Here is a 23,115-nt window from a genome sequence, read left to right as displayed (position 1 = left end):
CGCGCCCCTGCGGTAGCCCGGGTAAGCGCAGCGCACCCGGGGCGGTTGGCATCCGTTCGCAGCCGCGTCGGTGACCTGATTCCCGGGTGCGCTGCGCTTACCCGGGCTACGTTGCTTTTGGTAGTGCCGAGCCACGCTCGGCAGAAGCCTTACCGGTGAAGCCCCTGCCGAGCATGGCTCGGCACTACGGGTTCGGCTTGCCGAGCATGGCTCGGCACTACACCCCGCCAGGCCACGCATGGCCCGGCGAAACGCTATCAGCCGGAGATCGCCAGGCGCTCCTGCCGGTAACGCCATACCGCTACTGCCCACAGCAGTACCGCCAGCAATGCCGAGGCAGCCAGGTACACCGCCCACTGCGTCGCCGACGGCATCTCGCCGCGCGTCACCTTCACCAGCATCTGGTTCTGCGACAGGAACGGCACGGCGTACTGCCACAGCTGGGTGTCCTTCAGCGGGTAGGCCATCAAGGCGTAGCCCGGCAGCATCGGCAGAAGCATCAGCCACACCATGTGGCTCTGCGCTTCCTTCATGCTCTTGGAGCTGGCCGACAGGCAGGTCAGCAGCGCTGTACCGATCAACACCAACGGCAGCAGGATCACCAGCAGCTTGCCCATTGCCGCAAAGCTGACGTCCAGCGAGCGCGCGGCACCACCGCCGATGCTGGCGCTGACCTTGAACGACACCAGGATCAGCAACATCGATGCCAGGCCCAACACCACCGCCGCCAGCATCTTGCCGCTGACCAGTGCACCACGTGCGGCCGGCGTGGCCAGCAGCGGCTCCAACGATTGCCGCTCGCGCTCACCGGCGGTGGTATCCATGGCCAGGTGCGAGCCACCGATGAAGGCGAACAACATCAATACCAACGGCAGTACCACCGACAGGAAGATGCCGCGCTTGGCCTCGGCCGTGGCCAGGTCACGTGTGCCCACATTCACCGGCGCGGCCACCATCGGATTGACGCCACGCGCCAACAAGCGCAGCGCGCCCATCGACTGTCCGTACTCATTGAGCACGGCGCGTACCCGCGCGATCTGCACATCACCGGTACGCCGGGTGGTATCGGCAACGATCTCCACCTTGGCCGGCTTGCCGGCATGCCAATCGGCGGCGAAATCCTTGTCGATCACCACCGCCAGGTCCTGGTGCTGGCTGCGGATCAGCGCTTCGATATCGGCGGGTGCCTCGGTGGCGTTGATGCCGCGACTGGCCAGGAAGGCCACAAGATTGGGCGCGCGAGCCATCCCTTCAACCGGGATGGTGAGGTCCTTTTCCAGCTGTGTTTCGGCACGCAGGTTGGTCAGCTTGTTCATGCCCAGGAACAGCAGCGGGTACAGCAGCGGTGCGGTCAGCAGGGTCAGCAGGAAGGTGCGGCGATCGCGGGCGAAGTCGCGCAGCTCCTTGCGCATCACCGTGATGATGGCGCGGAAGTATCCGGTCTGGCTCATGCGTGCAGGCCCTCCTCGCTGCCGATCAATTTCACGAACGCGTCTTCCAGGTTGTTCTCGTGGGCCTGCTCGCGCAGTTCCTCCGGCGTGCCCTGGGCCACTACCCTGCCCTGCGCGACGATGACAATGCGGTCACACAGTGCGGCCACCTCCTGCATGATGTGGCTGGAGAAGATCACGCAGCGGCCTTCCTCGCGCAGCTCCTTGAGGAAGCCACGCAGGCCACGGGTGGTCATCACATCCAGACCATTGGTCGGCTCGTCGAGGATCACGTTGCGGGGGTCATGGATCAAGGCGCGGGCGATCGCGGTCTTGGTGCGCTGGCCCTGGCTGAAGCCTTCGGTTGCACGATCGAGGAAGTCCTCCATCTGCAGGGCCTTGGCCAGCCGCGCGGTGCGTTCGACGATGGCGGCCGGCGACATGCCGTGCAGCTCACCGAAGTAATCGATGTTCTCGCGCGCGGTCAGGCGCTTGTAGACCCCACGCGCATCGGGCAATACGCCCAGGCTGCGGCGGACCGTGTTGGGGTCGACCGCGGCATCGACGCCATCGACCAGCACGCGGCCGCTCTCCGGGGTCATCAAGGTGTACAGCATGCGCAGCGTGGTGGTCTTGCCGGCGCCATTGGGGCCGAGCAGACCGGTGATCTGGCCGTCATGGGCGGTGAAGCCCACGTCATCCACGGCGATCACTGGCGTTTTGTCCTTGCCCTTGCCGGGGAAGGTCTTGCGGAGTCGTTCTGCAACGATCATGGAAGCGGATTCCTCAGTGATGCGGTGATGTCACGGTTCCCAGCCATTGAAGCTGGTGAACGGCGGCACGTAATTGAGCTTTTCCAGGCAGGCACCATCGAGTGCCTTGGCATCGGCGGTGTCCACGAACTGGCCAAACAGCTTGGGCATGCAGCCGGCACCGATCACGTTGTGACCTTGGCCGCGCAGCACGAACAAGCGGCCATTGCTCAGCGTCTTCACCACCTCCTCGCCATAGCGCGGCGGCGTGACCGGATCGAACTCGCCCTCCAGCACCAGGGCCGGCACCTTGCCTGCCAGCGGCTTGTGGAAGTCGGCCGGCGCGGTGCCCTTCGGCCAGGCGGCGCACATCGCACCCAGGCCCTGTGCCATCTGGTCACCCAACACGGTGCCGGCATTGTTGGCCGCCGCTTCCGGCGCAAGGCTGTCGGCGTCCTCGCTGCAGATGACCGACAACTGCATGCCCATGGCCATGGCGTCCTTCATGTCGTCCTGCATCATCTGCGCCAGTGCCATCAGCTCTTCGTAGCGACCACCGTTGGCCTCGTGGATCAACTTCGGCAACAAGGCCGCTGCCGCCGGCATGTAGGCATACATGCGCACCAGCCCTGCCACGTTTTCCGCACGCAGCATGTTCTCGCGCGACTGCCCGGTAGCAGCATCGCGGTAGCGCACGCTCACCGGCTGTGCACGCAGCTTGGCCAGCAGCGCATCCAGTTCGGCGCGCGGATCGCCCAGCTTTTCCTTGCAGGCAGGCGAGTTGGTGCACTGGGCGAACTGCAGGGCCAGCGCATCATCCAGGTTGCGGGCGAAGATATTTCCCAGCTGCAAGCTGTTGGGCACTACCGAATCCAGCACGATGCTGCGTGTGGCCTGCGGATGGCGCATGGCGTACTGCTGTGCCACGCGGGTGCCATAGCTCACGCCGACCAGGTTGATCTGCGCCGCGCCCATGGCCTGACGTACCGCATCCAGGTCGGCCACCGCTTCGGTGGTGGTGTAGAACCGCAGGTCGGCCTTGGCTGCGAGCTGTGTCGCGCACTTGGCTGCCTCGGCCTGCATCGCCGCCGCCGACATGTCCTCGCCTTCGTAAGCCGCACAGGACAGCAGGTTGGATTCACCCGTGCCGCGCTGATCGACCAGCACCACGTTGCGGTGCTTGCGTACCTCGCGGAATGCGGCATCCACTTGCGGATAGGTTGCCACCGCCGCCTGGCCCGGCCCGCCGGCCAGGAAGAACACCGGATCGGGCTGTACTTCGCCTTCCTTTTCCGGCGTGAGCACGGCGATGTTCAAGGCGATCTTGCGCCCCTGCGGGTTGGCCCGGTCCTCGGGCACCTGCAGCGTGCTGCATTGGGCCTCGAGGGCTTCACGACTGAACGGCGAGCTCAGCGTGCAGGGCTTGAAGGCAAGCGTACCCAGCTGCAGGGACTTGCCTGCGGTCGGCTCGCCATCGGCACTCGCCGAGGGTCCGGCGGCTTTGCAACCCAGCAGGCCTGCCACGAGGGCGGCGGCCAGCAAGGTGATTCGGGTATTGCGGGACATCATCGGAACAGCCCCTCACGGTTGGATGGAACAACGGTTCTGCCTATACCAGACGCAGCGGCGGCAGCTATGTGACAGCAGGGAAGAAAATATCTTCGATCTTCGCCCCGAACAGATCGGCAATGCGGAATGCCAGCGGCAGGCTGGGATCGTACTTGCCGGTTTCCAGCGCATTGACCGTCTGCCGCGATACCTGCAGCTGCTCGGCCAACTCACCCTGCGACCAACCCCTGGCATCGCGCAGCTCGCGTAATCGGTTATCCACCAGGCGCCTCAGTTGTAGCGCCGCACGACCACGGCCTTGGCCAGCCCATAGGCCAGGCAGACCAGTGGGAACACCCAGATCATCGCGCTGCCGGAGGGTATGTCGATCACCTTGGCGGTCTGCAGGAAGCCACCGGTCAGATACACCAGCGACACGAAGGCGGTGGCGAAGCTGACGGCTTCCAGCTCGATGCGCTGCTGCAGCTCGTCCACATCGCGGATGTAACGCACCATCGCCCGCAGCATCAAGACGATCGGCGGCACCGGCAACAAGGCAATGAGTACACGCAGCAGCGGCTCGTCCACGCGCTTGAGCAACAGGCTGGAAATAATCAGCAGCACCGCATAGCCGCCCATCGCCCACATCACCTCGCGGGTGTAACGACGCCGCAGGGCTGCCGGCGCGCTATCGCAGCCATCGGGCATCAACCGCTGCAGCAACGCCGCCAGTACCAGCCCGGCGGCGATGCCCAGCAGGCCCCCTGCCAGGCGCTGGCTACCGTCGAAGTGGGCCCACAGCCACACTGCAGCACCGCCCAAGGCGCTGACCGCGGCCCCCGCCAGGATGAGCGCAATCCTGCGCCCGCGGCTCACCGCGCTACCCCACAATACCGAGCGACTGCATGAGGCACGCAGCGCGGCAACGAATGGCAGGGACAACCAACCGGCGTCATGACGGATTCCTGTAAAGGATGCTTTACACATCCTGCGGGTAGCCGTGCCGGGCTGTCAAGCTCCCTTTACACAAATGAAGTCAGCACCGATACCCGGCCCGCGCTCGTCAGGCGACAGCACCGCACTTGCAGCAACCCCACCATAGCCGCCATCGACGATGCAGGCGCGATCACGACCGTTTGCCTTGGCGTGATAGAGCGCGACATCGGCGCGCGATATCAACTGCTGCAGCGTGCAGGTCCTGTCGGCCACAGCCACCCCGATGCTGACGGTGTAGTGCAACGCTGCGGCCTGGGTGGGCACCGATGCAGCCCGCACCGCCTGCACGGTCGACTGCGCTGTTTGCATGGCTACCGCGGCATCGGCACCAGGCAGCAACATGATGAATTCCTCGCCCCCATAACGCGCCAGCACCGCGCCAGGATGTGCCGCACATGCCCGCATCACGATTGCGAAATGACACAGCACCTCGTCACCCACCAGGTGCCCCCAGTTGTCATTGATGCGTTTGAAGTAATCCAGGTCCAGCACCAGCAGTGCGAAGGGACGGTCACTGGCCCGCGCCGCGTCCATGGCTTTGCGGCCGGCATGCAGCAGCGCGCTGCGATTCAACAGGCCGGTCAAGCCGTCATGGCTGGCACGCTCGTTCAATTCGCACAGCAATTGCTCGACCAGCAGCAACATCAGCGCCGAACATTGCGCTATCAACAAGACGATGCCGGCACTCATCCGCTGCGACAGCGCCATCGTGACGTGATGTTGTGTCGCCGCGGAAAAGTCAGACGACACTCCCAGGCCGTAGATGCCATGGGCCACATGTGCGGCAAACACGAACGCCGCCACGTAGTAGCTCATGCGCAAGCGGGTTGGTGGCTGTCGCAGCAGCATCCAGGCAAGCCAGGAATAAAGCACCACCGACCACAGGCAGGACAGTGCCCGCTGCAGGCCTGGCACATGGCATACAAGGCCATCGAGCAACATGACGACCAGCAAGGGTGCCAATACCAGTACAGGCTTCCATACCGGGAGTGGACGCCGCACATGCAGGGACACGCCCTGCAACAGCAACACCCCACCGCACAGCGCAAAAGCGGCGAAAACAACGCTCGGGCCCAGTTGCGACAACGTGGGATCGGATTGCCGCATGTACACCGCAGCGGACCACAGCCACAGGCTTGCCGCCCATGCGCGCAAGGCGGGCCGTCGCGGCAGGATCAGCAGCAACATGGAGAAGCCGATGGCCGCGCCAATGCTGACCGCAGCGCTGATTGACGCAAGGGGACTGCTGAAGCTTGCGATCATCGGGACGGCCTCCTTCCTTGGCACGTCCAGACGATAACCGCGACACCGCGCGTTCAGCCGTTGGCGAACGCGCAATCAGTCACGAAACACTTTCCCGTTCCGGGCATACAGCAGCGCAGGGCCTACTTGCTGCTGACGTACTTCTCGCGGCGGATCTGCGGCATTGGCAGACCGGCCTGCTTCAGCACTTCGACGCAGGTATCGACCATATCCGGGTTGCCGCACAGGTAGGCGATATCGCGGGCCGGGTCCGGCGCGATTTCGGCCAGTTGCTGCTGCACGTAGCCCTTGCGGACATCCGCGTGCGGGTTTTCCGGCAGTTCCCGCGACAGGCACGGCATGTAGCGGAAGCCGGGGTTGGCAGCGGCGAAAGCATAGAAGTCATCGCTGTACAGCAGCTCTTCCGGGCTGCGTGCGCCCTGCAGCAACACCACTTCCACGCCACGCTCGGCCATGGCCGCCTTCAACTGCGGCAGCATCGAACGGTACGGGGTGACGCCGGTGCCGGTGGCGATCAGCACGTAGCGGGCATTGTGGTCGCCCGGCTGCAGGCAGAAGCGGCCGAACGGGCCGCTGCCGCTGACGTGGTCGCCCAGGTCCATGCCCTCGAACAAGGCCGTGGCGGCGCCGCCGGGAACGAAGCTGACCGCGATTTCCACCGCCTCGCCCGGGCCCAGGGCGCGGTCATGGATGGTGGCCAGCGAATAGCTGCGCTTGGTGGCGCTGCCATCGGCGTAGTCGAAGTGAATCTGAATGAACTGACCGGGCAGGAAATCCAGCGGCTGGCCGTCATCACGGACGAACTGGTAGTGGCCGATGCTGGGCGCCAGCATGCGGCGGCCGACCAGCTTGAGGGGAAATTGGATTGGCACAGGAGGGGAACAGTGTGTAACCGGGTATGGACCGCGGGGCCTCCTATAATACCGGCCTGCACTTATCCGACGCCTGTACCCGGCGCGAAGGCCCGAGATTGGATTCCCCTATTGTTCCCGGCGCAGCTGCCCTGCGCATCACCGACCTGCGCAAGACCTATGACAATGGCGTCCAGGCCCTGAAGGGCGTGTCGCTGGAGGTGGCGCCGGGCGACTTTTTCGCCCTGCTGGGGCCCAATGGCGCCGGCAAGTCGACCCTGATCGGAATTGTCTCTTCACTTGTGAACCTGAGCGAGGGCCAGGTACAGGTGTTCGGCAGCGACCTGGTGGCGGCACGCAGCGCGACCATGCGCCTGATCGGCCTGGTACCGCAGGAAATCAACTTCAACCTGTTCGAAAAGCCCTTCGACATCCTGGTCAACTACGCCGGTTTCTACGGGATCCCCCGCGCCGAGGCCGAGGTCCGCGCCGAGGAAGAGCTCAAGCGCGCGCACCTGTGGAACAAGGCGCAGATGATGAGCCGCACCCTCTCCGGCGGCATGAAGCGCCGGCTGATGATCGCCCGCGCGATGATGACCCGGCCGCGCCTGCTGATCCTCGACGAGCCCACCGCGGGCGTGGACATCGAGATCCGCCGCGACATGTGGAAGACGCTGCAGGAGATCAACGCCGCCGGCACCACCATCATCCTCACCACGCACTACCTGGAAGAGGCCGAGCAGCTGTGCCGCAACCTGGCCATCATCAACCATGGCCGCATCGTCGAGCAGGGGCCGATGCGTGGCCTGCTGGCCAAGCTTGACGTGGAAGGCTTCCTGTTCGACATCGACGGCGAACTGCCGGCGCAGCTGCCGCATATCGAAGGCGCCACCCTGGTCGCCACCGACACGCATACGCTGGACCTGGACATGCCGCGCGCGATGGACCTGAACCGTGTTTTCGACGCCTTGAATGCTGCCGGCATCCGCGTGCGTTCGATGCGTACCAAGAGCAACCGCCTGGAGGAGCTGTTCGTGCGCCTCACCGGCAACCTGGAGAACAGCGCCGCATGAGTACCCCCGTTCCCGTGACCGACAGCAGCCGCAACTGGGTGGCGCTGGGCACCATCGTTCGTCGCGAGGTCAACCGCATCCTGCGTATCTGGGGCCAGACCCTGGTCCCGCCGGCCATCACCATGACCCTGTACTTCCTGATCTTCGGCGGCCTGATCGGCTCCAAGATCGGGCAGATGGGCGGCTACAGCTACATGCAGTTCATCGTGCCGGGCCTGGTGATGATGAGCGTGATCCAGAACAGCTACGGCAACATCAGCTCCTCGTTCTTCGGCGCCAAGTTCGGCCGCCATGTCGAGGAACTGCTGGTCAGCCCGATGCCGAACTGGGTGATCCTGTGGGGTTATGTGGCCGGCGCCGTGCTGCGCGGCCTGATGGTGGGCGTGATCGTGCTGATCATCGCCATGTTCTTCACCCCGGTGCGCATCCCGCATCCGCTGGTGACGCTGAGCACGGTGCTGCTGGGCGCGACGATCTTCTCGCTGGCCGGCTTCATCAACGCCGTGTATGCCAAGAAGTTCGATGACGTGGCGATCGTACCGACCTTCATCCTGACCCCATTGACCTACCTGGGCGGCGTGTTCTACTCGGTGACCCTGTTGCCGGGCTGGGCGCAGGCGATGACCCATGCCAACCCGATCTTCTACATGGTCAATGCCTTCCGCTACGGCCTGCTCGGCAGCAGCGATGTGCCGTTGTGGGTGTCGTATGCCTTGATGCTCGGCTTTGTTGCCGCACTCACTACCCTGGCCTTGTGGCTGCTGCGGCGGGGCGTAGGCCTGCGTAGCTGAAAGAAGGCGCCGAAAGGCGCCTTCTTTCTGGTTTGATTTTGGCGTTTGAGGCAGCAGCGTGAGCCGCGAAGCACAGAACCCAGACGCAAAAGCATTACCCCTCCCCAACCCTCCCCTTGCCTCTGGCAACGGGAGGGAGCTGCATCTCGCGGCTCACGCCAGTCCTACAACACCCCGAGCACCTATGATGGCTCCACTCCCCTTTAGTTGATGGATAACCAAGCAATGCGCATCCTGATTCTCGGTGCCGGCGGTACCGGTGGTTACTTTGGCGGCCGGCTGGCCCAGGCCGGTGTTGATGTCACCTTCCTGGTGCGCCCCAACCGCGCCGCACAGCTGGACCGCGACGGCCTGGTGATCCGCAGCCCGCTCGGCGATGCCGCATTTCCGGTCGCCCACGTCACCGCCGAGGCCTTGCCGCAGCTGGCGAAAGAAAAGCCCTTCGATCTGATCATCCTCAGTTGCAAGGCGTATGACCTGGACAGTTCGATCGACGCGATCGCACCTGCAGTAGGCGCCACCACCACAGTGCTGCCCATCCTCAATGGCCTGCGCCATTACGTCGCCCTGGATGCGCGCTTCGGACGCGAACGCGTGCTGGGCGGGCTGTGCTTCATCAGCGCGACCAAGGCCGAGGATGGCGCGGTGTTGCACCTGGACAAGCCGGCCAAGCTGACCTTCGGCGAGCGCGATGGCGCGGCGGACAGCACGCGTGTGACCGCCCTGGCAAAGGCCTGCGAACAGGCCGGCATCGATCACGTCGCCTCGGCCGACATTGCCCAGGAACAATGGATCAAATACACCTTCCTGACCGCGTTGGCGGCCGGCACCTGCCTGATGCGCGCCGACGTCGGCACCATCGTCGCCAGCGACCACGGCAGCGCTTTCATGCAGCATTTGTATGCCGAATGCCTTGCCGTCGCCACGCACGCCGGCCAACCCATTCCCGCAAAGGCGCAGGACATTGCGCTGGGCGCCATCACCAAAGCCGGCTCACCGATCAAGGCATCGATGCTGCGCGACCTGGAAGCCGGTCAACGCGTAGAGGCCGCGCATATCGTCGGCGACATGCTGGAACGCGCGCTCGCCGCCAGCCTGCCGGCCACGCTGCTGCAGACCGCCTACTGTCACCTGCAGGCCTACGAGTCACAGCGCAGTGCTTGAACCTCCATCGGTGTGAACGCATGCAACGTTCACACCGGTGGTTTATCTTCGCCGGTACAGGGGATGTACACGCGAAGGACCGAGATGAACAAGTACCCCGCGCTGGCCTTGGGCTGCGCTTTGAGCATGATGCTGGCCGCCTGCAACCGCACCTCGCCCGATGAGAGCGCAGCTGCTGCATCGACTGCTCCCGCCATCGACACGACACCGGTTGCCGCCAGCGACACCGCACCGGCAACGGTAACGCCCGATGGCATCCAGGACCGCGAGGGAAAGCCTGTCCCCGTCCTGCCTTTCGACATCAGCGGCATCGCCACCAGCGACAAACCGTTGGGCGCGTTGCCCTTCTTTGGCCTGCCACAGGGCTATGAGCCGTTGAACGCCCCGCACGTGCGCGCCTGGGCGCGCTTCCCGGTGCGCCTGGGCGACGGCGTGCACTGGGTGGAAGGGCCAAGCTGGTCGGCGCAGATTGCTGTCCCCAGCAGCGCAGGCAAGACCTTCTCGGGCCTGGAGCTGCAACGCAATCTCGATGGATTGCTGGAAGCCGCGGGTGCGAGCAAGGTATTCGAGGGTCCCGAGCACCGTGACATCTATTACGGACCACAGCTGGAAGACGAGATAGGCGGCGGCTTCATCGATGCCGTCAACAACAGCGCCGACGCACCGACCACCGTGCATGTGATCCGCCAGGCGCAACGCAATGTGTGGGTGCAGCTCTCGCTGGATGCCAACCATGCTGGCTTGGTGGTGCTGGAAGAAGTGCCGTTCTCACCAACCGCGCAGTGGTCCGACAGTTTCCCCCATCTCGGCCTGCCGGCGGGCTACAGCGATCGAAACAAGCCTATCCAGCGCGATTTTGATCGTTTCCCGTTCTGGACCGGCGACCACTTCGAGCAGGTTGAAGGCAAGGTCTGGGCAGCCGACTTCGACAAGGATGACCACGCTTACTCGATGCATGAGGTACGCCGGAATCTTGCGGCGATGATGGCGACAGTCAACGCAACCAAGGTGTTCGAAGGTCGCATCCCCAAGCAACAGGCGGAGTCGGTGCCTGAGTCGGTGCGCTCGGCGTACTCGGGAAGCGCGGGCTACAACTGGGATGATTTCGATCTGGTGGTGTACCGCGCCGATCTGCCCGACGGCCGCCAGATCTGGGTACATGCGCGTCTGGAGTACCTCAGTGCCGGCTGGGTCGTGGCCGAACGCAAGGGTTTCGAGCAGACCGCCGCCCTGCTGCCCGCATCCGCCTTGAAGCAGCAACTGGATGCGCAGGGGCATGTCGCCATCCAGGTCAACTTCGCCAGCGACAAGGCGCAGATCCTGCCCGACTCACAACCGCAGCTTGACCAGGTCCTGACCCTGCTCAAGCAGGACCCTGCCTTGCAGCTGTCGGTGGAGGGACATACCGACAACAGCGGCAGCGCTGCCCATAACCAGCAATTGTCCGACGCGCGGGCTGCGTCGGTAGTGGCCAGCCTTGCCGCCGCCGGCATTGCACCGGCACGGCTGCAGGCACGTGGCTGGGGACAGGACAAGCCGGTAGCCGACAATGGCAGCGACGCCGGCCGTGCCCGCAATCGCCGCGTGGAGCTGGTCAAACGTTGATCAGGCAGGGCTGCACTGCAGCCCCCGTTTCACCGCTGCGGCAGACGGAAGAAGGCGCGGGTCGCCGCGGTCGCATTGGCCGCAGTCACGGCCACGTCCTCGCCGCGGTCACGCGCCAGCTCCTCGACGATGTGCGACAGGAACGCCGGCTCGTTGCGGCGGTCCTTCGGCATCGGCTTGAGGTTGCGCGGCAACAGATAGGGCGCGTCGGTTTCGATCATCAGCCGCTCGGCGGGGATGTGCTTGACCAGCTCGCGCAGGTGCGCGCCACGCCGTTCGTCGCACAGCCAACCGGTGATGCCGATATACCAGTCACGGTCGAGGTAATCGAACAATTCGCGGCGCTCGGCGGTAAAGCAGTGCACCACCGCCGGGCCCAGCTTGCCGTCGAAGTTCTTCATCATCGCGATGAAATCGTCATGCGCATCGCGTTGGTGCAGGAACAGCGGCTTGCCGACACCATCCACGGCAAGATCAACGGCGATCTGCAGCTGACGCTCGAAAGCCTTGCGCTGGGCCGGGCGCGGCGAGAAATCGCGGTTGTAGTCCAGCCCACACTCGCCCACCGCCACGACTTCCGGGTGTACCTGCAACGCGCGCATCTCGGCATCGCATTCGTCGGTGTACTCGCTGGCGTGATGCGGATGCACGCCAGCGGTGGCGTACAGGAAGCCGGGATGGCGCTGCGCCAGGGCCAGGGCCATCGGCGAATGCTCGCGGCTGGCGCCGGTGATCACCATCTGCACCACGCCAGCGGCCTTGGCGCGCTCCAGCACCGCGTCCAGGTCGCGATCGAAGGATTCGTGGGTGAGGTTGGCGCCGATGTCGATCAATTGCATTGAGCTGGGGGATGGGCAGACAGAAAGCGTGATTGTAGAGGTTTGCTTCCAACCCAGCCCCTCCACCATGAACGAAGCCCGGTAGCCCGGGTAAGCGCAGCGCACCCGGGGGCTCCGAGCGCGGGGCCAGAACATTCGGCGAAAAGCCCCGGGTGCGCTGCGCTTACCCGGGCTACGCGGCGCTCGGCGCGCGCGGCTTCTACAATGCGCCGATGGCAACTGCATTCCCCATCACTCCACTGCTCCCCGATATCCTCCAGCAGCTGGCCGCGCATCCGCGGCTGGTATTGGAAGCACCGCCCGGTGCCGGCAAGACCACCCAAGTGCCGTTGGCGCTGTTGGACGCCCCATGGCTGCAGGGCCACAAAATCATCATGCTGGAGCCACGCCGCGTGGCCGCACGCAGCGCCGCCAGCTTCATGGCCCGGCAGCTCGGCGAACCGGTGGGCGAAACCATTGGCTATCGCATCCGCTTCGAGAACAGGGTTTCCGCGCGCACCCGCATCGAAGTGGTTACCGAAGGCATCCTCACCCGCATGCTGCAGGATGACCCGCTGCTGGAAGGCGTCGGCGCGCTGTTGTTCGATGAGTTCCACGAACGCCATCTGTCTGCGGACCTGGGCCTGGCATTGGCGCTGGACGTGCAGGCGCAGCTGCGTGATGACCTGCGCATCGTGGTGATGTCGGCCACCCTGGATGGCGAACGGCTGGCACAGTTCCTGGACGCACCACGCCTGTCCAGCGAGGGTCGCAGCTACCCGGTGGAAGTGAGCCACTTCCCGGCGCGTCGCGACGAATCCCTGGAAGCACAGACACGGCGCGCGGTGGAACAGGCGGTGGCCCAGCATCCCGGCGATGTATTGGTGTTCCTGCCTGGGCAACGCGAGATTGCGCGGGTGCAGGCGGCTTTAAGCCCCTCCCCCTCCGGGGGAGGGGTTGGGGAGAGGGTCGGGGGCGCAGCCCACATCGGCCAACTTCAGCAGGCTTCGCCCACACCCGCATCCGGCGCTGCGCGCCACCTTCTCCCGCAGGGAGAAGGGTTTGACGTCCTCCCCCTGCACGGCGAACTACCGATCGAACAGCAGACCCGCGTGCTGCAGCCCGACCCCGACGGCCGCCGCCGCGTGGTGCTGGCCACCAATGTCGCCGAATCCTCGGTCACCCTGCCCGGCGTACGCGTGGTGATCGATGCCGGCTTGGCGCGCGAACCGCGCTACGACCCCAACAGCGGTTTCTCGCGCCTGGACGCTGTGACCATTTCGCAGGCCTCTGCAGACCAGCGCGCGGGCCGTGCAGGCCGTGTCGCCGCCGGCTGGGCATGGCGGCTGTGGCCACAATCGCAGCGACTGGACGCCCAGCGCCGACCAGAAATGGCGCAGGTGGAACTGGCGGGACTGGCCCTGGAACTGGCCGCCTGGGGCAGCGATGAATTGCGCTTTGTCGATCCGCCGCCCATCGGCGCCCTGTCGGCTGCGCGCGAACTGCTGCAGCGCTTGGGCGCCTTGAGCCCGGACCTGACCATCACCGCGCTGGGCAAGCGCATGCTGGCGATGGGCACCCACCCGCGCATGGCCGCAATGCTGCTGTCGGCCAGCACACCCCGCGAACAAGCACTGGCCGCCGATGTTGCCGCGCTGCTGGAAGCACGTGATCCGCTGCGTCAGGGCGGCGATGCACTGGCCGCCCGCTGGCGCGCCTTGGCTGCATTCCGCACAGGCCGCGCGCCGCAGGATGCCAACCGTGGCGGGCTGGCCGCAATCGACGCTGCTGCCAAGCAATGGCGCCGTCGCCTGCGCTGCGATGCCCTGCCCCCGACCGATATCGAAGCCCATGAGCTTGGTGACCTGCTGGCCCATGCCTTCCCCGATCGCATCGCCACCCAACACCCGACCGATCCACAGCGCTACCAGCTGGCCAATGGCCGCAGCGCGCGCCAGTTCGACAACAGCGACCTGCGCGGGGAACCGTGGCTGGTAATCAGCGAGCTGCGCCACGATCCGCGTGATGCACTGATCCTGCGTGCAGCGCCGGTCGACGAGGCACGCCTGCGCCGCGACTTCCCTGCCCGCTTCAAGCAACAGGACGTGGTGCGTTGGAACAGTTCCAAGCGTGCCCTGGAAGCACGCCGCGAAAGCAGCTTCGAACGCATCGTGCTGGACAGCCGGCCGGCCGGCCAGGTGAACCCGGCACAGGCGGCACGCGCACTCACCGATGCCGTGCGCGAACTGGGCCTGGAGGCACTGCCATGGACCGAGAACCTGCAGCAATGGCGTTGGCGGGTGATGGGCCTGCGACAGTGGATGCCGGAACTCGAGCTGCCGGATCTGTCCGACGACGCCTTGCTGGCGACGCTGGAGGCTTGGCTGCAGCCTGCCTTCAACGGCAAGACGCGGCTGGACGCCTTGTCCGAAGAGGAGCTGGGCGAAGCATTGAAGTCGGGCATCGACTGGAACCAGCGGCAACTGCTGGATCGGCATGCCCCGCTGCGGGTCAGCGTGCCCTCCGGCATGGACCGGCGCATCGACTACGCCATCGATGATGACGGCCATACGCCTCGTCCACCGGTGCTGGCAGTGAAGCTGCAGGAACTGTTTGGACTGGCGGATACGCCGCGGATTGCCGATGGCCGGGTGCCCTTGCTGCTGCACCTGCTGTCACCCGGCGGCAAACCGCTGCAGGTGACCGGCGACCTGCGCAACTTCTGGCAGAACACCTATGCCGAAGTCAGGAAGGAAATGAAGGGACGCTACCCCAGGCATCCATGGCCGGATGATCCATGGAGCGCGACGGCGACGCATAGGGCGAAGCCGCGCGGGACTTGATGTCGTATTGGCTTTGAGCGGCTGTACCGACGCCAAGCAGAAGCAGGAGCAAAAGCACCCCTCCCCAACCCTCCCCTGCGCTATGCGCAAGGGAGGGGGCCAGTGCGGCTGTGCTGCAAGCTGACAAATTGCCAGGAACCGCCTCCTCCCTTGCACATAGCGCAGGGGAGGGTTGGGGAGGGGTAGCTTCTGACGTTCGCAGTTGCCGTTGCTTCAGCTTCAGCCTTCCGAAGCAACGCTCAGCACTTCCCGGCTAACATCCCCTACACGCCCCTTTGGTAAAACTTAGGGTCTGACCTGTACCCACAAGGAGTCCCCCCATGAGCAAGTTCAGCGATATCACCGGTCCGGCACTGGAACGCGCCCTGGAACTGGTCAATCACGCCGGCGACAACATCAAGACCGGTGGCTCCAGCGCGGCCGAATGGCTCAAGACCGGTGCTGCCATCGGCGCAATGAAGACCGGCGGTCGTGCGGTAACCCGTGTCGCCAAGCGCAACCCCACCGCCACCGTGGCTGTTGCAGCCGTGGGCCTGGGGCTGCTCGGCTACGCGCTGTACCGCCGCAACAAGCGCGACAACGAAGCCATTGAAGCCAAGTCGCGGCAGATCGCCCAGCGCCGTCGCCATGCCGCCAGCGTCACCGACGAAACCAGCGACATCGGCAGCGACGCCTGAGTAACAGCACTACCGGGAGGAGGAGTGGGAAACGAGCACGCGCAGCAGCGCGGCGCTGTTCTCTCACTTCTCCTCTTTCAGTTTCAGCCCTGGACCTGCCGCCACTGCCCCGGCAGCAGCGCGTCCAGCGCATGCGGGCCAATTGAAGCGCGGACCAACCGCAGGGTTGGCAATCCCACCGCCGCCGTCATCCGGCGTACCTGGCGGTTACGCCCCTCGCGCAGGGTGATCGCCAACCACGCATCCGGCACCGTCTTACGGAAACGTACCGGTGGATCGCGTTCCCACAGCACCGGCGGCGGCTCCAGTACATGCACCTGCGCCGGCAGGGTCGGCCCGTCTTTGAGCTGGACACCCTCACGCAGCGCGCGCAGCTTTTCCTCGCTGGGCACGCCTTCCACCTGCACCCAATAGGTCTTGGGCTGCTTGTGCTTCGGGTCGGTCAGGCGATGGGCCAGGTTGCCGTCATCGGTGAGCAGCAACAGCCCCTCACTGTCGTAGTCCAGCCGCCCGGCGGCATATACGTTGGCCGGCAGGCCAAAACCGGCGAGGGTGGCACGCGGCGGTTGGCTGCGGTCAGTGAACTGACACAGCACATTGAACGGTTTGTTGAAGGCAATGAGCATGAGTGGACAACGATGATCCCGCCCATGGTCCGCAGGCGGTAAGGGCCATCCCATGCAAGCGGAAATGCCCGACGGGGCGGACTGCAGGGCGGATGGCAAGGCTGGGCAATGATGGAGCAAAGCCCGGCGCGCATCCACCGCGCCGGGCAGCCAGGCCACCTTCCGGCCGGCTTACTTCTTCACGAAACGCAGCGTCATCCGGTCGCTTTCACCAATCGCCTTGTACTTGGCCGCATCCGTGGCGTCGTGCTTGTTGGACGGCGGCAAGGTCCACACGCCACCGGGGTAGTCCTTGGTGTCGGCGGGATTGGCGTTGATCTCGCTGCTGTCCTGCAGGGTGAAGCCGGCAGCCTCGGCCATGGCGATCATCTGCGCCTGGCCGACATAACCGCTCTTGTCATCGGCCGGCACGTCGGCCTTGGCACGATGCTCCACCACGCCCAGCGTGCCACCCGGCTTGAGCACGGTGTAGAACGCCTTGAACATGCCCTCGGCCTGGCCATTGGCACGCCAGTTGTGCACGTTGCGGAAAGTCAGCACCAGATCGGCCGAGCCGGGCACACCCAGGACCGGCGCGGCGGGGTCGTAGGCCACCTCGACGGCACGGTCATACTGCGCCGGCGCATCGGCAAATTTCTTTGCCAGGCCATCGCGCCCGCGTTGCTGGTAGTCGCGGCCACCGCCGGCCGGCAGTGCCGCCGGGTCGACGACCGCCGCGACGTACTTGCCACCGTCGCGCAGATAGGGCGCCAGGATTTCCGAATACCAACCGCCGCCCGGGGTGATCTCCACCACCGTCTGCGTTGGCTGCAGGCCAAAGAAGCTCAACGTCTGCGCCGGATGGCGATATTCATCGCGCTGCACATTGGCCGGCGTGCGCCAGCTGCCGGCAATGGCCGCCTGCAGGTCCGGTGCGACCTGCGCGCTGGCGGTCGCAGCGACAGGCTCGCTGGCAAACCCCGCTGCAGGAAAGGATGACGCAACAGCCAAAAGACAGGCACACAACAAGGGCGCAGGCGTTTTCATGGAAGTCTCCAGCAGAGGGTTGGCCGAGCCTAGCACGTCAATGCCAGTGCCTTGGACCGACAAATGTTCACAACCTGTTAGTGCCGGCGCGGGCAACGGAACGCTGTTTTCACCGCTTTGCCACGGAATTGGAACGCCCTGCGTCTATGCTGCAACGCTGGACAACAAAGGAGGAATGCATGCCACCGTCACGCGAACTGGGCCGCTCCGGCCTGCAGGTCACGCCTATTGCCTTTGGCGGCAATGTATTCGGCTGGAGTGCGGATGAGAAAACCTCCTTCAGCCTGCTCGACGCTTTCGTCGATGCCGGCTTCAACCTGATCGACACCGCCGATGTCTATCCGGCCTGGGTGCCAGGCAATCGCGGTGGCGAATCGGAAACCATCATCGGCCGCTGGCTGCAGCGCAGCGGCAAGCGCGACAAGGTGGTGATCGCCACCAAGGTCGCCAAATGGGCGGAACATCCTGGCCTGTCCGCAGAAAACATCAATGCTGCGCTTGAAGATTCCTTGCGCCGCCTGCAGACCGATGTGATTGATCTTTACCAGGCCCATGAAGATGACGAATCGGTACCGCTGGAAGAATCACTGGGTGCTTTCGCACGCTTGATCGAAGCCGGCAAGGTGCGCGCCATCGGTGCCTCCAACTACAGTGCAGCACGCCTGCGCGATGCACTGAAAGTGTCCTCCGACTACCACCTCCCGCGCTACGAAACGCTGCAGCCGGAATACAACCTCTACGACCGTAGCGGCTACGAAGCCGAGCTGGAGCCGTTGGCACGCGAGCAGGGCCTGGGCGTGATCAGCTATTACTCGCTTGCCAGCGGCTTCCTCACCGGCAAGTACCGTGATGCCAACGACGCGGGCAAGAGCGCAGCGCGTGGCGCCAAGGTTGCCGCGCAATATCTGAACCCGCGTGGCCTGCGCATCCTGCAGGCCCTGGACGATGTCGCCGCCAGCCACCGCGCCACACCGGCGCAGGTTGCGCTGGCATGGTTGATTGCCCGCCCCGGCATTACCGCGCCCATCGTCAGCGCCACCAGCGTGCCGCAGCTGCAGGAAATCCTGGCCGCAGCGCAGTTGGAGCTGTCGCCGATTCAGCTTACCCAGTTGGAGACCGCAAGCGCGGAAACGTGAACCGGCGTGCTTGATTCCCCCCCTGTGCCCGCCTTAGCATCGGTTGGACAGGGGGTAGACCGCGAATGGAGTCCTACCCATGCAGACCACATCCGCAGCCCAACGCAGCATCGACCGCGACGCCGAACTGACCTACTGGCGTGGCATCCATGCGATCGGCCATCTCGGCCAGCACGATTTCGACCACTACCAGCGCCTGCTGGAAATGGGTTACGACGTGTATCAGGCGTATCCACGCGCCAACGAAGAACAGCTCTACAAAGTGCTGCAGGACAGCTACCACCGCCACAGCCCGGCCTTGGCCGTGTCCTGGGATGAAGCGCGCTGGCTGGTGCGCCACGCCTGGCACCACGCAGACCCACATTGAGCAACGCCCCTCCCTTTGGCCGACGGCCAAAGGGAGGGTGGATAACGCCCGCAGCGGCGTCAGCCGCGACGCCACGGCAACATCGAGCGCGGTGCCGCCAATCCCCCACTCCGTCCTTCGGCCTGCCGTCAAAGCGACAGGGCATTGCAAGGATGGACTGACGACAGCCGACGACGCATCGCGCGCTTATTGCGTATAGGCAGCCTTCGCCATCGCCTGTGACAAATAGTCCAGGAACGAGCTGATCCGCGCCGACACCGCCGTGTTGCGGTAGTACACCGCGTGGATGGGCTGGCGGACCTCCAGCGTCTGCGCCGGCAATACCTGCACCAACTCACCGCGCTCGCGGTCCTGCTCGGTCAGGAAATCGGACAGGCAGACGATGCCAACGCCTTCCAGTGCCAAGCGATGCAGGATTTCACCACTGGATACAGCCAGCGCCGGTGTCACATGCAGCGGATTTCCCGCGCTATCGGGCACCGGCCAATAGTTGAGCGAATCCGGCTCGTTGAAACCGATCAAGGCATGCGCCTGCAGTTGGGCGACATTGCCGGGCGTGCCGTGCTGCTGCAGATACGCCGGGCTGGCCAGTACCCGCAGTCGGCTGTGGCCCAGGGCCCGCGCATGCAGGGTGGAGTCGGCCAGTGGCCCGATGCGGATGGCGATATCGGTGCGGCGTTCCAGCAGGTCGATGTAGCGCTCGCTGCTGTTCAACTCCAGCGCGACCTGCGGGTACTGCGCGCGGTAGCCGGCCACCAGCGGGGCAATCACGTGCAGCATGAAGGGCATTGCCGCATCCACGCGCAAGCGCCCGGAGGGAATGCCGCGGCGCGCGGCAATCTGCTCCTCGGCTGCGTCCACCGACGCCACGATGGCACGCGCCTGGGCCAGGAAGGTCTCGCCCTCGGCAGTGAGCTGCAGGCGCCGCGTGGTGCGGGTCAGCAGGGTCGTGCCCAGCTTCTCCTCCAGCCGGCCCAGCGCGCGGCTGACGCCGGAGGTGGTCTGGCCCAGCAGCTCGGCAGCGGCGGTGATCGAGCCGGTGTCGATCACGGCGATGAAGGCCTGCATTTCATCGAGGGTGGTTTTCATCGGCAGGGGCCTTGGCGGGGGATGGGTAATTATTGACTGAAATTCAATAGTCATTGCAGGCATCGCGGCTTTTTCGGCAACAGTCGTCCCGGCAGACTGCGCAGCCTCTTTCCAAGGAACTGCCCATGTCACGCGGTATTCCCCTAGCCCTGCTGGCGCTGACCCTGGGCGCCTTTGCCATCGGCACCACCGAATTCGTCATCGTCGGGCTGATCCCCACCATCGCCACCGACCTGCAGGTCAGCCTGCCTTCGGCCGGGCTGCTGGTCTCGCTGTATGCCTTGGGGGTGGCCGTTGGCGCCCCGGTACTGACCGCACTGACCGGACAGGTGCCGCGCAAGACCCTGCTGGTGGCGCTGATGCTGCTGTTCACCCTGGGCAACCTGATTGCCTGGATGGCCCCGGGCTATGCCTCGCTGATCGTGGCGCGGGTGCTGACCGGGCTGGCGCATGGCGTGTTCTTCTCGATCGGGTCGATCATCGCCACCTCGGTGGTGCCCAAGGACAAGGCGGCCAGCGCCATCGCGATCATGTTCACCGGGCTTACCGTGGCGCTGGTCACCGGCGTCCCGCTGGGCACCTTCATCGGCCAGCACCTGGGCTGGCGCGCCACCTTCCTGGCCGTGGCGGCACTGGGCGTGGTCGCCCTGGCCGGCAGCCTGCTGTTCGTGCCGCGGCAGCTGCCACGCAGCACGCCGGCGAGCTTCGGCCAGCAATTCGCGGTACTGGCGCAGCCGCGCCTGTTGCTGGTCTATGCGATGACCGCGCTGGGCTATGGCGGCACCTTCCTGTCCTTCACCTTTCTCGCCTCGATCCTGCAGGACGTCAGCGGTTTCTCGGCCAACGCGGTGAGCGCGGTGCTGCTGGTCTACGGTGTGTCGGTGGCAATCGGCAATCTGTGGGGCGGCCGGCTGGCCGACCAGCGTGGGCCGATCCCGGCACTGACGCTGATCTTCGCCCTGCTGGCGGTGGTGTTGTTCGCACTCACCTTCACCGCCTACAACCGCTGGCTGGTGCTGCTGACGGTACTGGCGTTGGGCGCGGTGGCGTTCGGCAACGTGCCGGGCCTGCAGGTGTATGTGGTCAAGCAGGCACAGCGCTTCGTGCCGCAGGCCACGGACGTGGCCTCGGGCCTGAACATCGCTGCATTCAACATCGGCATCGCGCTGGGCGCATCGCTGGGTGGGCTGGTGGTTGAGCATATCGGCCTGATGCATACGCCCTGGATCGGCGCGCTGGTGGTGCTGGGTGCGCTGGCCCTGACCGTACTCAGCGGCCGCCTGGATCGACGTGACGGCGTGGAAATGCGCGCTGCCGGCATCGCTGTGGGCGCGCACTGACGCAACACGCTGTTCACCCCTTACCGACTTTTCGTTCGCCATGCACGGCGTAGCCTGCAGGCAATCCCCCCTGGAGCTATTGATGAACATTCCCGCCATCGGCCTGGGTACCTATCGCCTCAAGGGCGAGGTGCTGACCACCTCCGTGCACAACGCACTTGAACTGGGTTACCGCGCCTTTGATACCGCGCAGATTTACGACAACGAGGCCGATCTGGGCGCGGCGCTGGCTACCGGCAAGGTGCCGCGTGAGCAGCTGTTCCTGACCACCAAGATCTGGATCAGCAACTTCACCCATGACGCCTTGCTGGACAGCCTGCGCGAGAGCCTGCGCAAGCTGCAGACCGACCACGTGGACCTGGCCCTGATCCACTGGCCATCCCCCAATGACCAGGTGCCGATGACCGAATATCTTGGCGCGCTGCGTGAAGCCAAGGCGCTGGGCCTGACCAAGGCCATCGGCGTGTCCAACTTCACCGTCGACCTGACCCGCCAGGCCATCGACATTCTTGGTGCCGATGCCATCGCCACCAACCAGATCGAAGTACATCCGTATCTGCAGAACCGTGCCTTGATCGCCTATCTGCAAGAACAGGGCATCGCCGTCACTGCGTTCATGAGCCTGGCTTACGGTGCGGTGCTGAAGGACCCGGTGATCCAGGCCATCGCCGACAAACACCAGGCTACGACTGCACAGGTGGCCTTGGCCTGGGCATTGCAACAGGGCTATGCGGTGATCCCGTCCTCTACCCGGCGCGAGAACCTTGCCGGCAACCTGCAGGCAGCCCAGCTGCGGTTGGACGCCGATGACATGCAGCGCATCGCCGGCCTGGATCGCGGCCAGCGCGTCGCCAACCCGGAGATCGCCCCGGCCTGGGATTGAGCGTCGATCAGGGCGCGGCGGACAGCAGCCAGCTGCGCATCGCCGCGCTCACCTGTTCGGGCTGCTCCAGTGGCGCCAGATGTCCGCAGTCGTCGATCACCACCAGCGATGACTGCGGCATCAGCGACGCCATCGCTTCGCTGACCGGCAAGGGCGTGATCGCATCGTTGCGGCCGCAGACGATCAACGCCGGGCCGGACCAATCACGCAGCACCTGGCTGCCATCGACGCGTTGCAGGCGACTTTGCCGCAGGAATACCTCCGCGCCCAGACGCGAGGTCATGCTGCGCACGGTGTCCACCAACAGGTGATCCTCAAGCCGCGACGCATCGATATAGCTGCGCATCAGCTTGTCACCGAAACCATGAAAGGTACCGGGCAGGCGCACGCTGTTCTGCTGCGCCACGCGCTGCGCGGCACGCTCCGGTGAGTCGGGTTTGAACGAGGTATCCAGCAAGGCCAGCCGCGATACCCGCTGCGGGGCGATGCGCAGGATTTCCTGGGCGACATAGCCACCGAGTGAGAAACCGGCCAGTGCGAACTGTGCCGGCGCGGTCGCCAGTACATCCTCGGCGACGGCACGCATGCTGTCCTGGCGTGTGAGATCGCCCACCTGGCAGTCGGCGATATCGGCGAGGTCATCGAGCTGGGCCTGCCAGAGCGTGGCGTCGTTGAGCAGGCCAGGCAGCAACAGCAGCGGGATCTTGCCGGCGGAATCTTGGTTCGTTTGCATGCCGCCATTGTCGCCCCTTGCAGTGGCCGGGTGTAAGCATGGCCACCGCTCCCACTGGTTCCCCTTTCCTGGTTCCCCGTTCCTGGTTCCTAGTTCCTCGTTCC

22 protein-coding genes are annotated in these 23,115 nt (G+C 65.1%); 10 read left to right on the top strand and 12 right to left on the bottom strand.

Translation table 11 applies throughout. From position 1 onward, the window contains the following. Positions 1-257: 257 nt before the first annotated feature. From RT460_RS12575 to RT460_RS12545, 7 genes are all read right to left on the bottom strand, one after another. The gene (locus tag RT460_RS12575; RefSeq protein WP_313319305.1) at positions 258-1,451 is read right to left on the bottom strand and encodes an ABC transporter permease; all 1,194 of its coding nucleotides are present in this window, start codon (positions 1,449-1,451) and stop codon (positions 258-260) included. Continuing rightward, positions 1,448-2,203 (bottom strand): ATP-binding cassette domain-containing protein, encoded by a 756-nt coding sequence (locus tag RT460_RS12570; protein WP_313319304.1) that lies wholly within the window; start codon positions 2,201-2,203, stop codon positions 1,448-1,450. Before RT460_RS12570 ends, RT460_RS12575 begins: the two co-directional genes overlap by 4 nt. Before the next feature lie 30 nt (positions 2,204-2,233). Beyond that, entirely contained in the window at positions 2,234-3,748 is a 1,515-nt protein-coding gene (locus RT460_RS12565; protein ID WP_313319303.1) for an alpha/beta hydrolase, read from the bottom strand. 67 nt (positions 3,749-3,815) lie between these two features. Continuing rightward, positions 3,816-4,013: a helix-turn-helix transcriptional regulator gene (locus tag RT460_RS12560; protein ID WP_313319302.1), complete on the bottom strand. Its 198-nt coding sequence runs from the start codon at positions 4,011-4,013 to the stop codon at positions 3,816-3,818. Positions 4,014-4,021: 8 nt separating this feature from the next. Next, the gene (locus RT460_RS12555; RefSeq protein WP_313319301.1) at positions 4,022-4,717 is read right to left on the bottom strand and encodes a hypothetical protein; all 696 of its coding nucleotides are present in this window, start codon (positions 4,715-4,717) and stop codon (positions 4,022-4,024) included. A 24-nt stretch (positions 4,718-4,741) separates the two neighbouring features. After that, on the bottom strand, positions 4,742-5,989 hold the full coding sequence (locus RT460_RS12550) for a GGDEF domain-containing protein (RefSeq protein WP_313319300.1): 1,248 nt from the start codon (positions 5,987-5,989) through the stop codon (positions 4,742-4,744). Between the two features lie 122 nt (positions 5,990-6,111). After that, positions 6,112-6,861 (bottom strand): ferredoxin--NADP reductase, encoded by a 750-nt coding sequence (locus tag RT460_RS12545; RefSeq protein ID WP_313319299.1) that lies wholly within the window; start codon positions 6,859-6,861, stop codon positions 6,112-6,114. 98 nt (positions 6,862-6,959) lie between these two features. Here RT460_RS12545 and RT460_RS12540 point away from each other — a divergent pair, with 98 nt between their 5' ends. The 4 genes from RT460_RS12540 to RT460_RS12525 all read left to right on the top strand — a co-directional run bounded on the left by RT460_RS12540 (position 6,960) and on the right by RT460_RS12525 (position 11,473). Then, a complete protein-coding gene (locus tag RT460_RS12540; protein WP_313319298.1) occupies positions 6,960-7,913 on the top strand; it encodes an ABC transporter ATP-binding protein in 954 nt (317 codons plus the stop codon). Beyond that, positions 7,910-8,704, top strand: coding sequence for an ABC transporter permease (locus tag RT460_RS12535; RefSeq protein ID WP_313319297.1), 795 nt, complete (start codon positions 7,910-7,912; stop codon positions 8,702-8,704). Before RT460_RS12540 ends, RT460_RS12535 begins: the two co-directional genes overlap by 4 nt. 225 nt (positions 8,705-8,929) lie before the next feature. Further along, positions 8,930-9,868, top strand: coding sequence for a 2-dehydropantoate 2-reductase (gene panE, locus RT460_RS12530; protein ID WP_313319296.1), 939 nt, complete (start codon positions 8,930-8,932; stop codon positions 9,866-9,868). A gap of 84 nt (positions 9,869-9,952) precedes the next feature. Next, a complete protein-coding gene (locus tag RT460_RS12525; RefSeq protein WP_313319295.1) occupies positions 9,953-11,473 on the top strand; it encodes an OmpA family protein in 1,521 nt (506 codons plus the stop codon). Between the two features lie 29 nt (positions 11,474-11,502). Here the strand turns inward: RT460_RS12525 and RT460_RS12520 are convergent, their stop codons facing one another. Further along, on the bottom strand, positions 11,503-12,312 hold the full coding sequence (locus tag RT460_RS12520) for a TatD family hydrolase (RefSeq protein WP_313319294.1): 810 nt from the start codon (positions 12,310-12,312) through the stop codon (positions 11,503-11,505). 212 nt (positions 12,313-12,524) lie between these two features. Between RT460_RS12520 and hrpB the strand changes: the two genes are divergently transcribed. Next, positions 12,525-15,134: an ATP-dependent helicase HrpB gene (hrpB, locus tag RT460_RS12515; RefSeq protein WP_313319293.1), complete on the top strand. Its 2,610-nt coding sequence runs from the start codon at positions 12,525-12,527 to the stop codon at positions 15,132-15,134. 320 nt (positions 15,135-15,454) lie between these two features. Beyond that, entirely contained in the window at positions 15,455-15,811 is a 357-nt protein-coding gene (locus tag RT460_RS12510) for a hypothetical protein (RefSeq protein ID WP_313319292.1), read from the top strand. Between the two features lie 83 nt (positions 15,812-15,894). Here the strand turns inward: RT460_RS12510 and RT460_RS12505 are convergent, their stop codons facing one another. Next, positions 15,895-16,437, bottom strand: a complete 543-nt coding sequence (locus RT460_RS12505) for a pseudouridine synthase (RefSeq protein ID WP_313319291.1) — start codon at positions 16,435-16,437, stop codon at positions 15,895-15,897. A 171-nt stretch (positions 16,438-16,608) separates the two neighbouring features. After that, positions 16,609-17,463 carry a methyltransferase gene (locus RT460_RS12500; RefSeq protein ID WP_313319290.1) on the bottom strand — a complete coding sequence of 285 codons (855 nt, stop codon included), beginning with the start codon at positions 17,461-17,463 and terminating at the stop codon, positions 16,609-16,611. 179 nt (positions 17,464-17,642) lie between these two features. Here RT460_RS12500 and RT460_RS12495 point away from each other — a divergent pair, with 179 nt between their 5' ends. Both RT460_RS12495 and RT460_RS12490 read left to right on the top strand, forming a co-directional pair. Beyond that, a complete protein-coding gene (locus RT460_RS12495) occupies positions 17,643-18,599 on the top strand; it encodes an aldo/keto reductase (protein ID WP_313319289.1) in 957 nt (318 codons plus the stop codon). 79 nt (positions 18,600-18,678) lie between these two features. After that, positions 18,679-18,966, top strand: coding sequence for a hypothetical protein (locus tag RT460_RS12490; protein ID WP_313319288.1), 288 nt, complete (start codon positions 18,679-18,681; stop codon positions 18,964-18,966). Positions 18,967-19,152: 186 nt separating this feature from the next. Here the strand turns inward: RT460_RS12490 and RT460_RS12485 are convergent, their stop codons facing one another. Beyond that, positions 19,153-20,055, bottom strand: coding sequence for a LysR substrate-binding domain-containing protein (locus RT460_RS12485; protein ID WP_313319287.1), 903 nt, complete (start codon positions 20,053-20,055; stop codon positions 19,153-19,155). A gap of 125 nt (positions 20,056-20,180) precedes the next feature. Between RT460_RS12485 and RT460_RS12480 the strand changes: the two genes are divergently transcribed. Together RT460_RS12480 and dkgB are read left to right on the top strand one after the other, a co-directional pair. Continuing rightward, on the top strand, positions 20,181-21,395 hold the full coding sequence (locus RT460_RS12480) for an MFS transporter (protein ID WP_313319286.1): 1,215 nt from the start codon (positions 20,181-20,183) through the stop codon (positions 21,393-21,395). Positions 21,396-21,477: 82 nt separating this feature from the next. Continuing rightward, positions 21,478-22,278: a 2,5-didehydrogluconate reductase DkgB gene (gene dkgB, locus RT460_RS12475; protein ID WP_313319285.1), complete on the top strand. Its 801-nt coding sequence runs from the start codon at positions 21,478-21,480 to the stop codon at positions 22,276-22,278. A 7-nt stretch (positions 22,279-22,285) separates the two neighbouring features. Here dkgB and RT460_RS12470 read toward each other — a convergent pair whose 3' ends face one another. Then, positions 22,286-23,011 (bottom strand): alpha/beta hydrolase, encoded by a 726-nt coding sequence (locus RT460_RS12470; protein WP_313319284.1) that lies wholly within the window; start codon positions 23,009-23,011, stop codon positions 22,286-22,288. Positions 23,012-23,115 lie beyond the last annotated feature (104 nt).

Source organism: Stenotrophomonas sp. (assembly GCF_032061965.1).
Taxonomy (GTDB): Bacteria; Pseudomonadota; Gammaproteobacteria; order Xanthomonadales; family Xanthomonadaceae; genus Stenotrophomonas.
This window is presented reverse-complemented; position numbering and strand designations above follow the sequence as displayed.

What these genes read in the sequence shown, in the direction of transcription:
- RT460_RS12575 (WP_313319305.1), bottom strand. Translation starts at nt 1,451, where the DNA reads ATGAGCCAGACCGGATACTTCCGCGCCATCATCACGGTGATGCGCAAG.
- RT460_RS12570 (WP_313319304.1), bottom strand. Translation starts at nt 2,203, where the DNA reads ATGATCGTTGCAGAACGACTCCGCAAGACCTTCCCCGGCAAGGGCAAG.
- RT460_RS12565 (WP_313319303.1), bottom strand. Translation starts at nt 3,748, where the DNA reads ATGTCCCGCAATACCCGAATCACCTTGCTGGCCGCCGCCCTCGTGGCA.
- RT460_RS12555 (WP_313319301.1), bottom strand. Translation starts at nt 4,717, where the DNA reads ATGTGTAAAGCATCCTTTACAGGAATCCGTCATGACGCCGGTTGGTTG.
- RT460_RS12550 (WP_313319300.1), bottom strand. Translation starts at nt 5,989, where the DNA reads ATGATCGCAAGCTTCAGCAGTCCCCTTGCGTCAATCAGCGCTGCGGTC.
- RT460_RS12535 (WP_313319297.1), top strand. Translation starts at nt 7,910, where the DNA reads ATGAGTACCCCCGTTCCCGTGACCGACAGCAGCCGCAACTGGGTGGCG.
- panE (WP_313319296.1), top strand. Translation starts at nt 8,930, where the DNA reads ATGCGCATCCTGATTCTCGGTGCCGGCGGTACCGGTGGTTACTTTGGC.
- RT460_RS12525 (WP_313319295.1), top strand. Translation starts at nt 9,953, where the DNA reads ATGAACAAGTACCCCGCGCTGGCCTTGGGCTGCGCTTTGAGCATGATG.
- RT460_RS12520 (WP_313319294.1), bottom strand. Translation starts at nt 12,312, where the DNA reads ATGCAATTGATCGACATCGGCGCCAACCTCACCCACGAATCCTTCGAT.
- hrpB (WP_313319293.1), top strand. Translation starts at nt 12,525, where the DNA reads ATGGCAACTGCATTCCCCATCACTCCACTGCTCCCCGATATCCTCCAG.
- RT460_RS12510 (WP_313319292.1), top strand. Translation starts at nt 15,455, where the DNA reads ATGAGCAAGTTCAGCGATATCACCGGTCCGGCACTGGAACGCGCCCTG.
- RT460_RS12505 (WP_313319291.1), bottom strand. Translation starts at nt 16,437, where the DNA reads ATGCTCATTGCCTTCAACAAACCGTTCAATGTGCTGTGTCAGTTCACT.
- RT460_RS12500 (WP_313319290.1), bottom strand. Translation starts at nt 17,463, where the DNA reads ATGAAAACGCCTGCGCCCTTGTTGTGTGCCTGTCTTTTGGCTGTTGCG.
- RT460_RS12495 (WP_313319289.1), top strand. Translation starts at nt 17,643, where the DNA reads ATGCCACCGTCACGCGAACTGGGCCGCTCCGGCCTGCAGGTCACGCCT.
- RT460_RS12490 (WP_313319288.1), top strand. Translation starts at nt 18,679, where the DNA reads ATGCAGACCACATCCGCAGCCCAACGCAGCATCGACCGCGACGCCGAA.
- RT460_RS12485 (WP_313319287.1), bottom strand. Translation starts at nt 20,055, where the DNA reads ATGAAAACCACCCTCGATGAAATGCAGGCCTTCATCGCCGTGATCGAC.
- RT460_RS12480 (WP_313319286.1), top strand. Translation starts at nt 20,181, where the DNA reads ATGTCACGCGGTATTCCCCTAGCCCTGCTGGCGCTGACCCTGGGCGCC.
- dkgB (WP_313319285.1), top strand. Translation starts at nt 21,478, where the DNA reads ATGAACATTCCCGCCATCGGCCTGGGTACCTATCGCCTCAAGGGCGAG.
- RT460_RS12470 (WP_313319284.1), bottom strand. Translation starts at nt 23,011, where the DNA reads ATGCAAACGAACCAAGATTCCGCCGGCAAGATCCCGCTGCTGTTGCTG.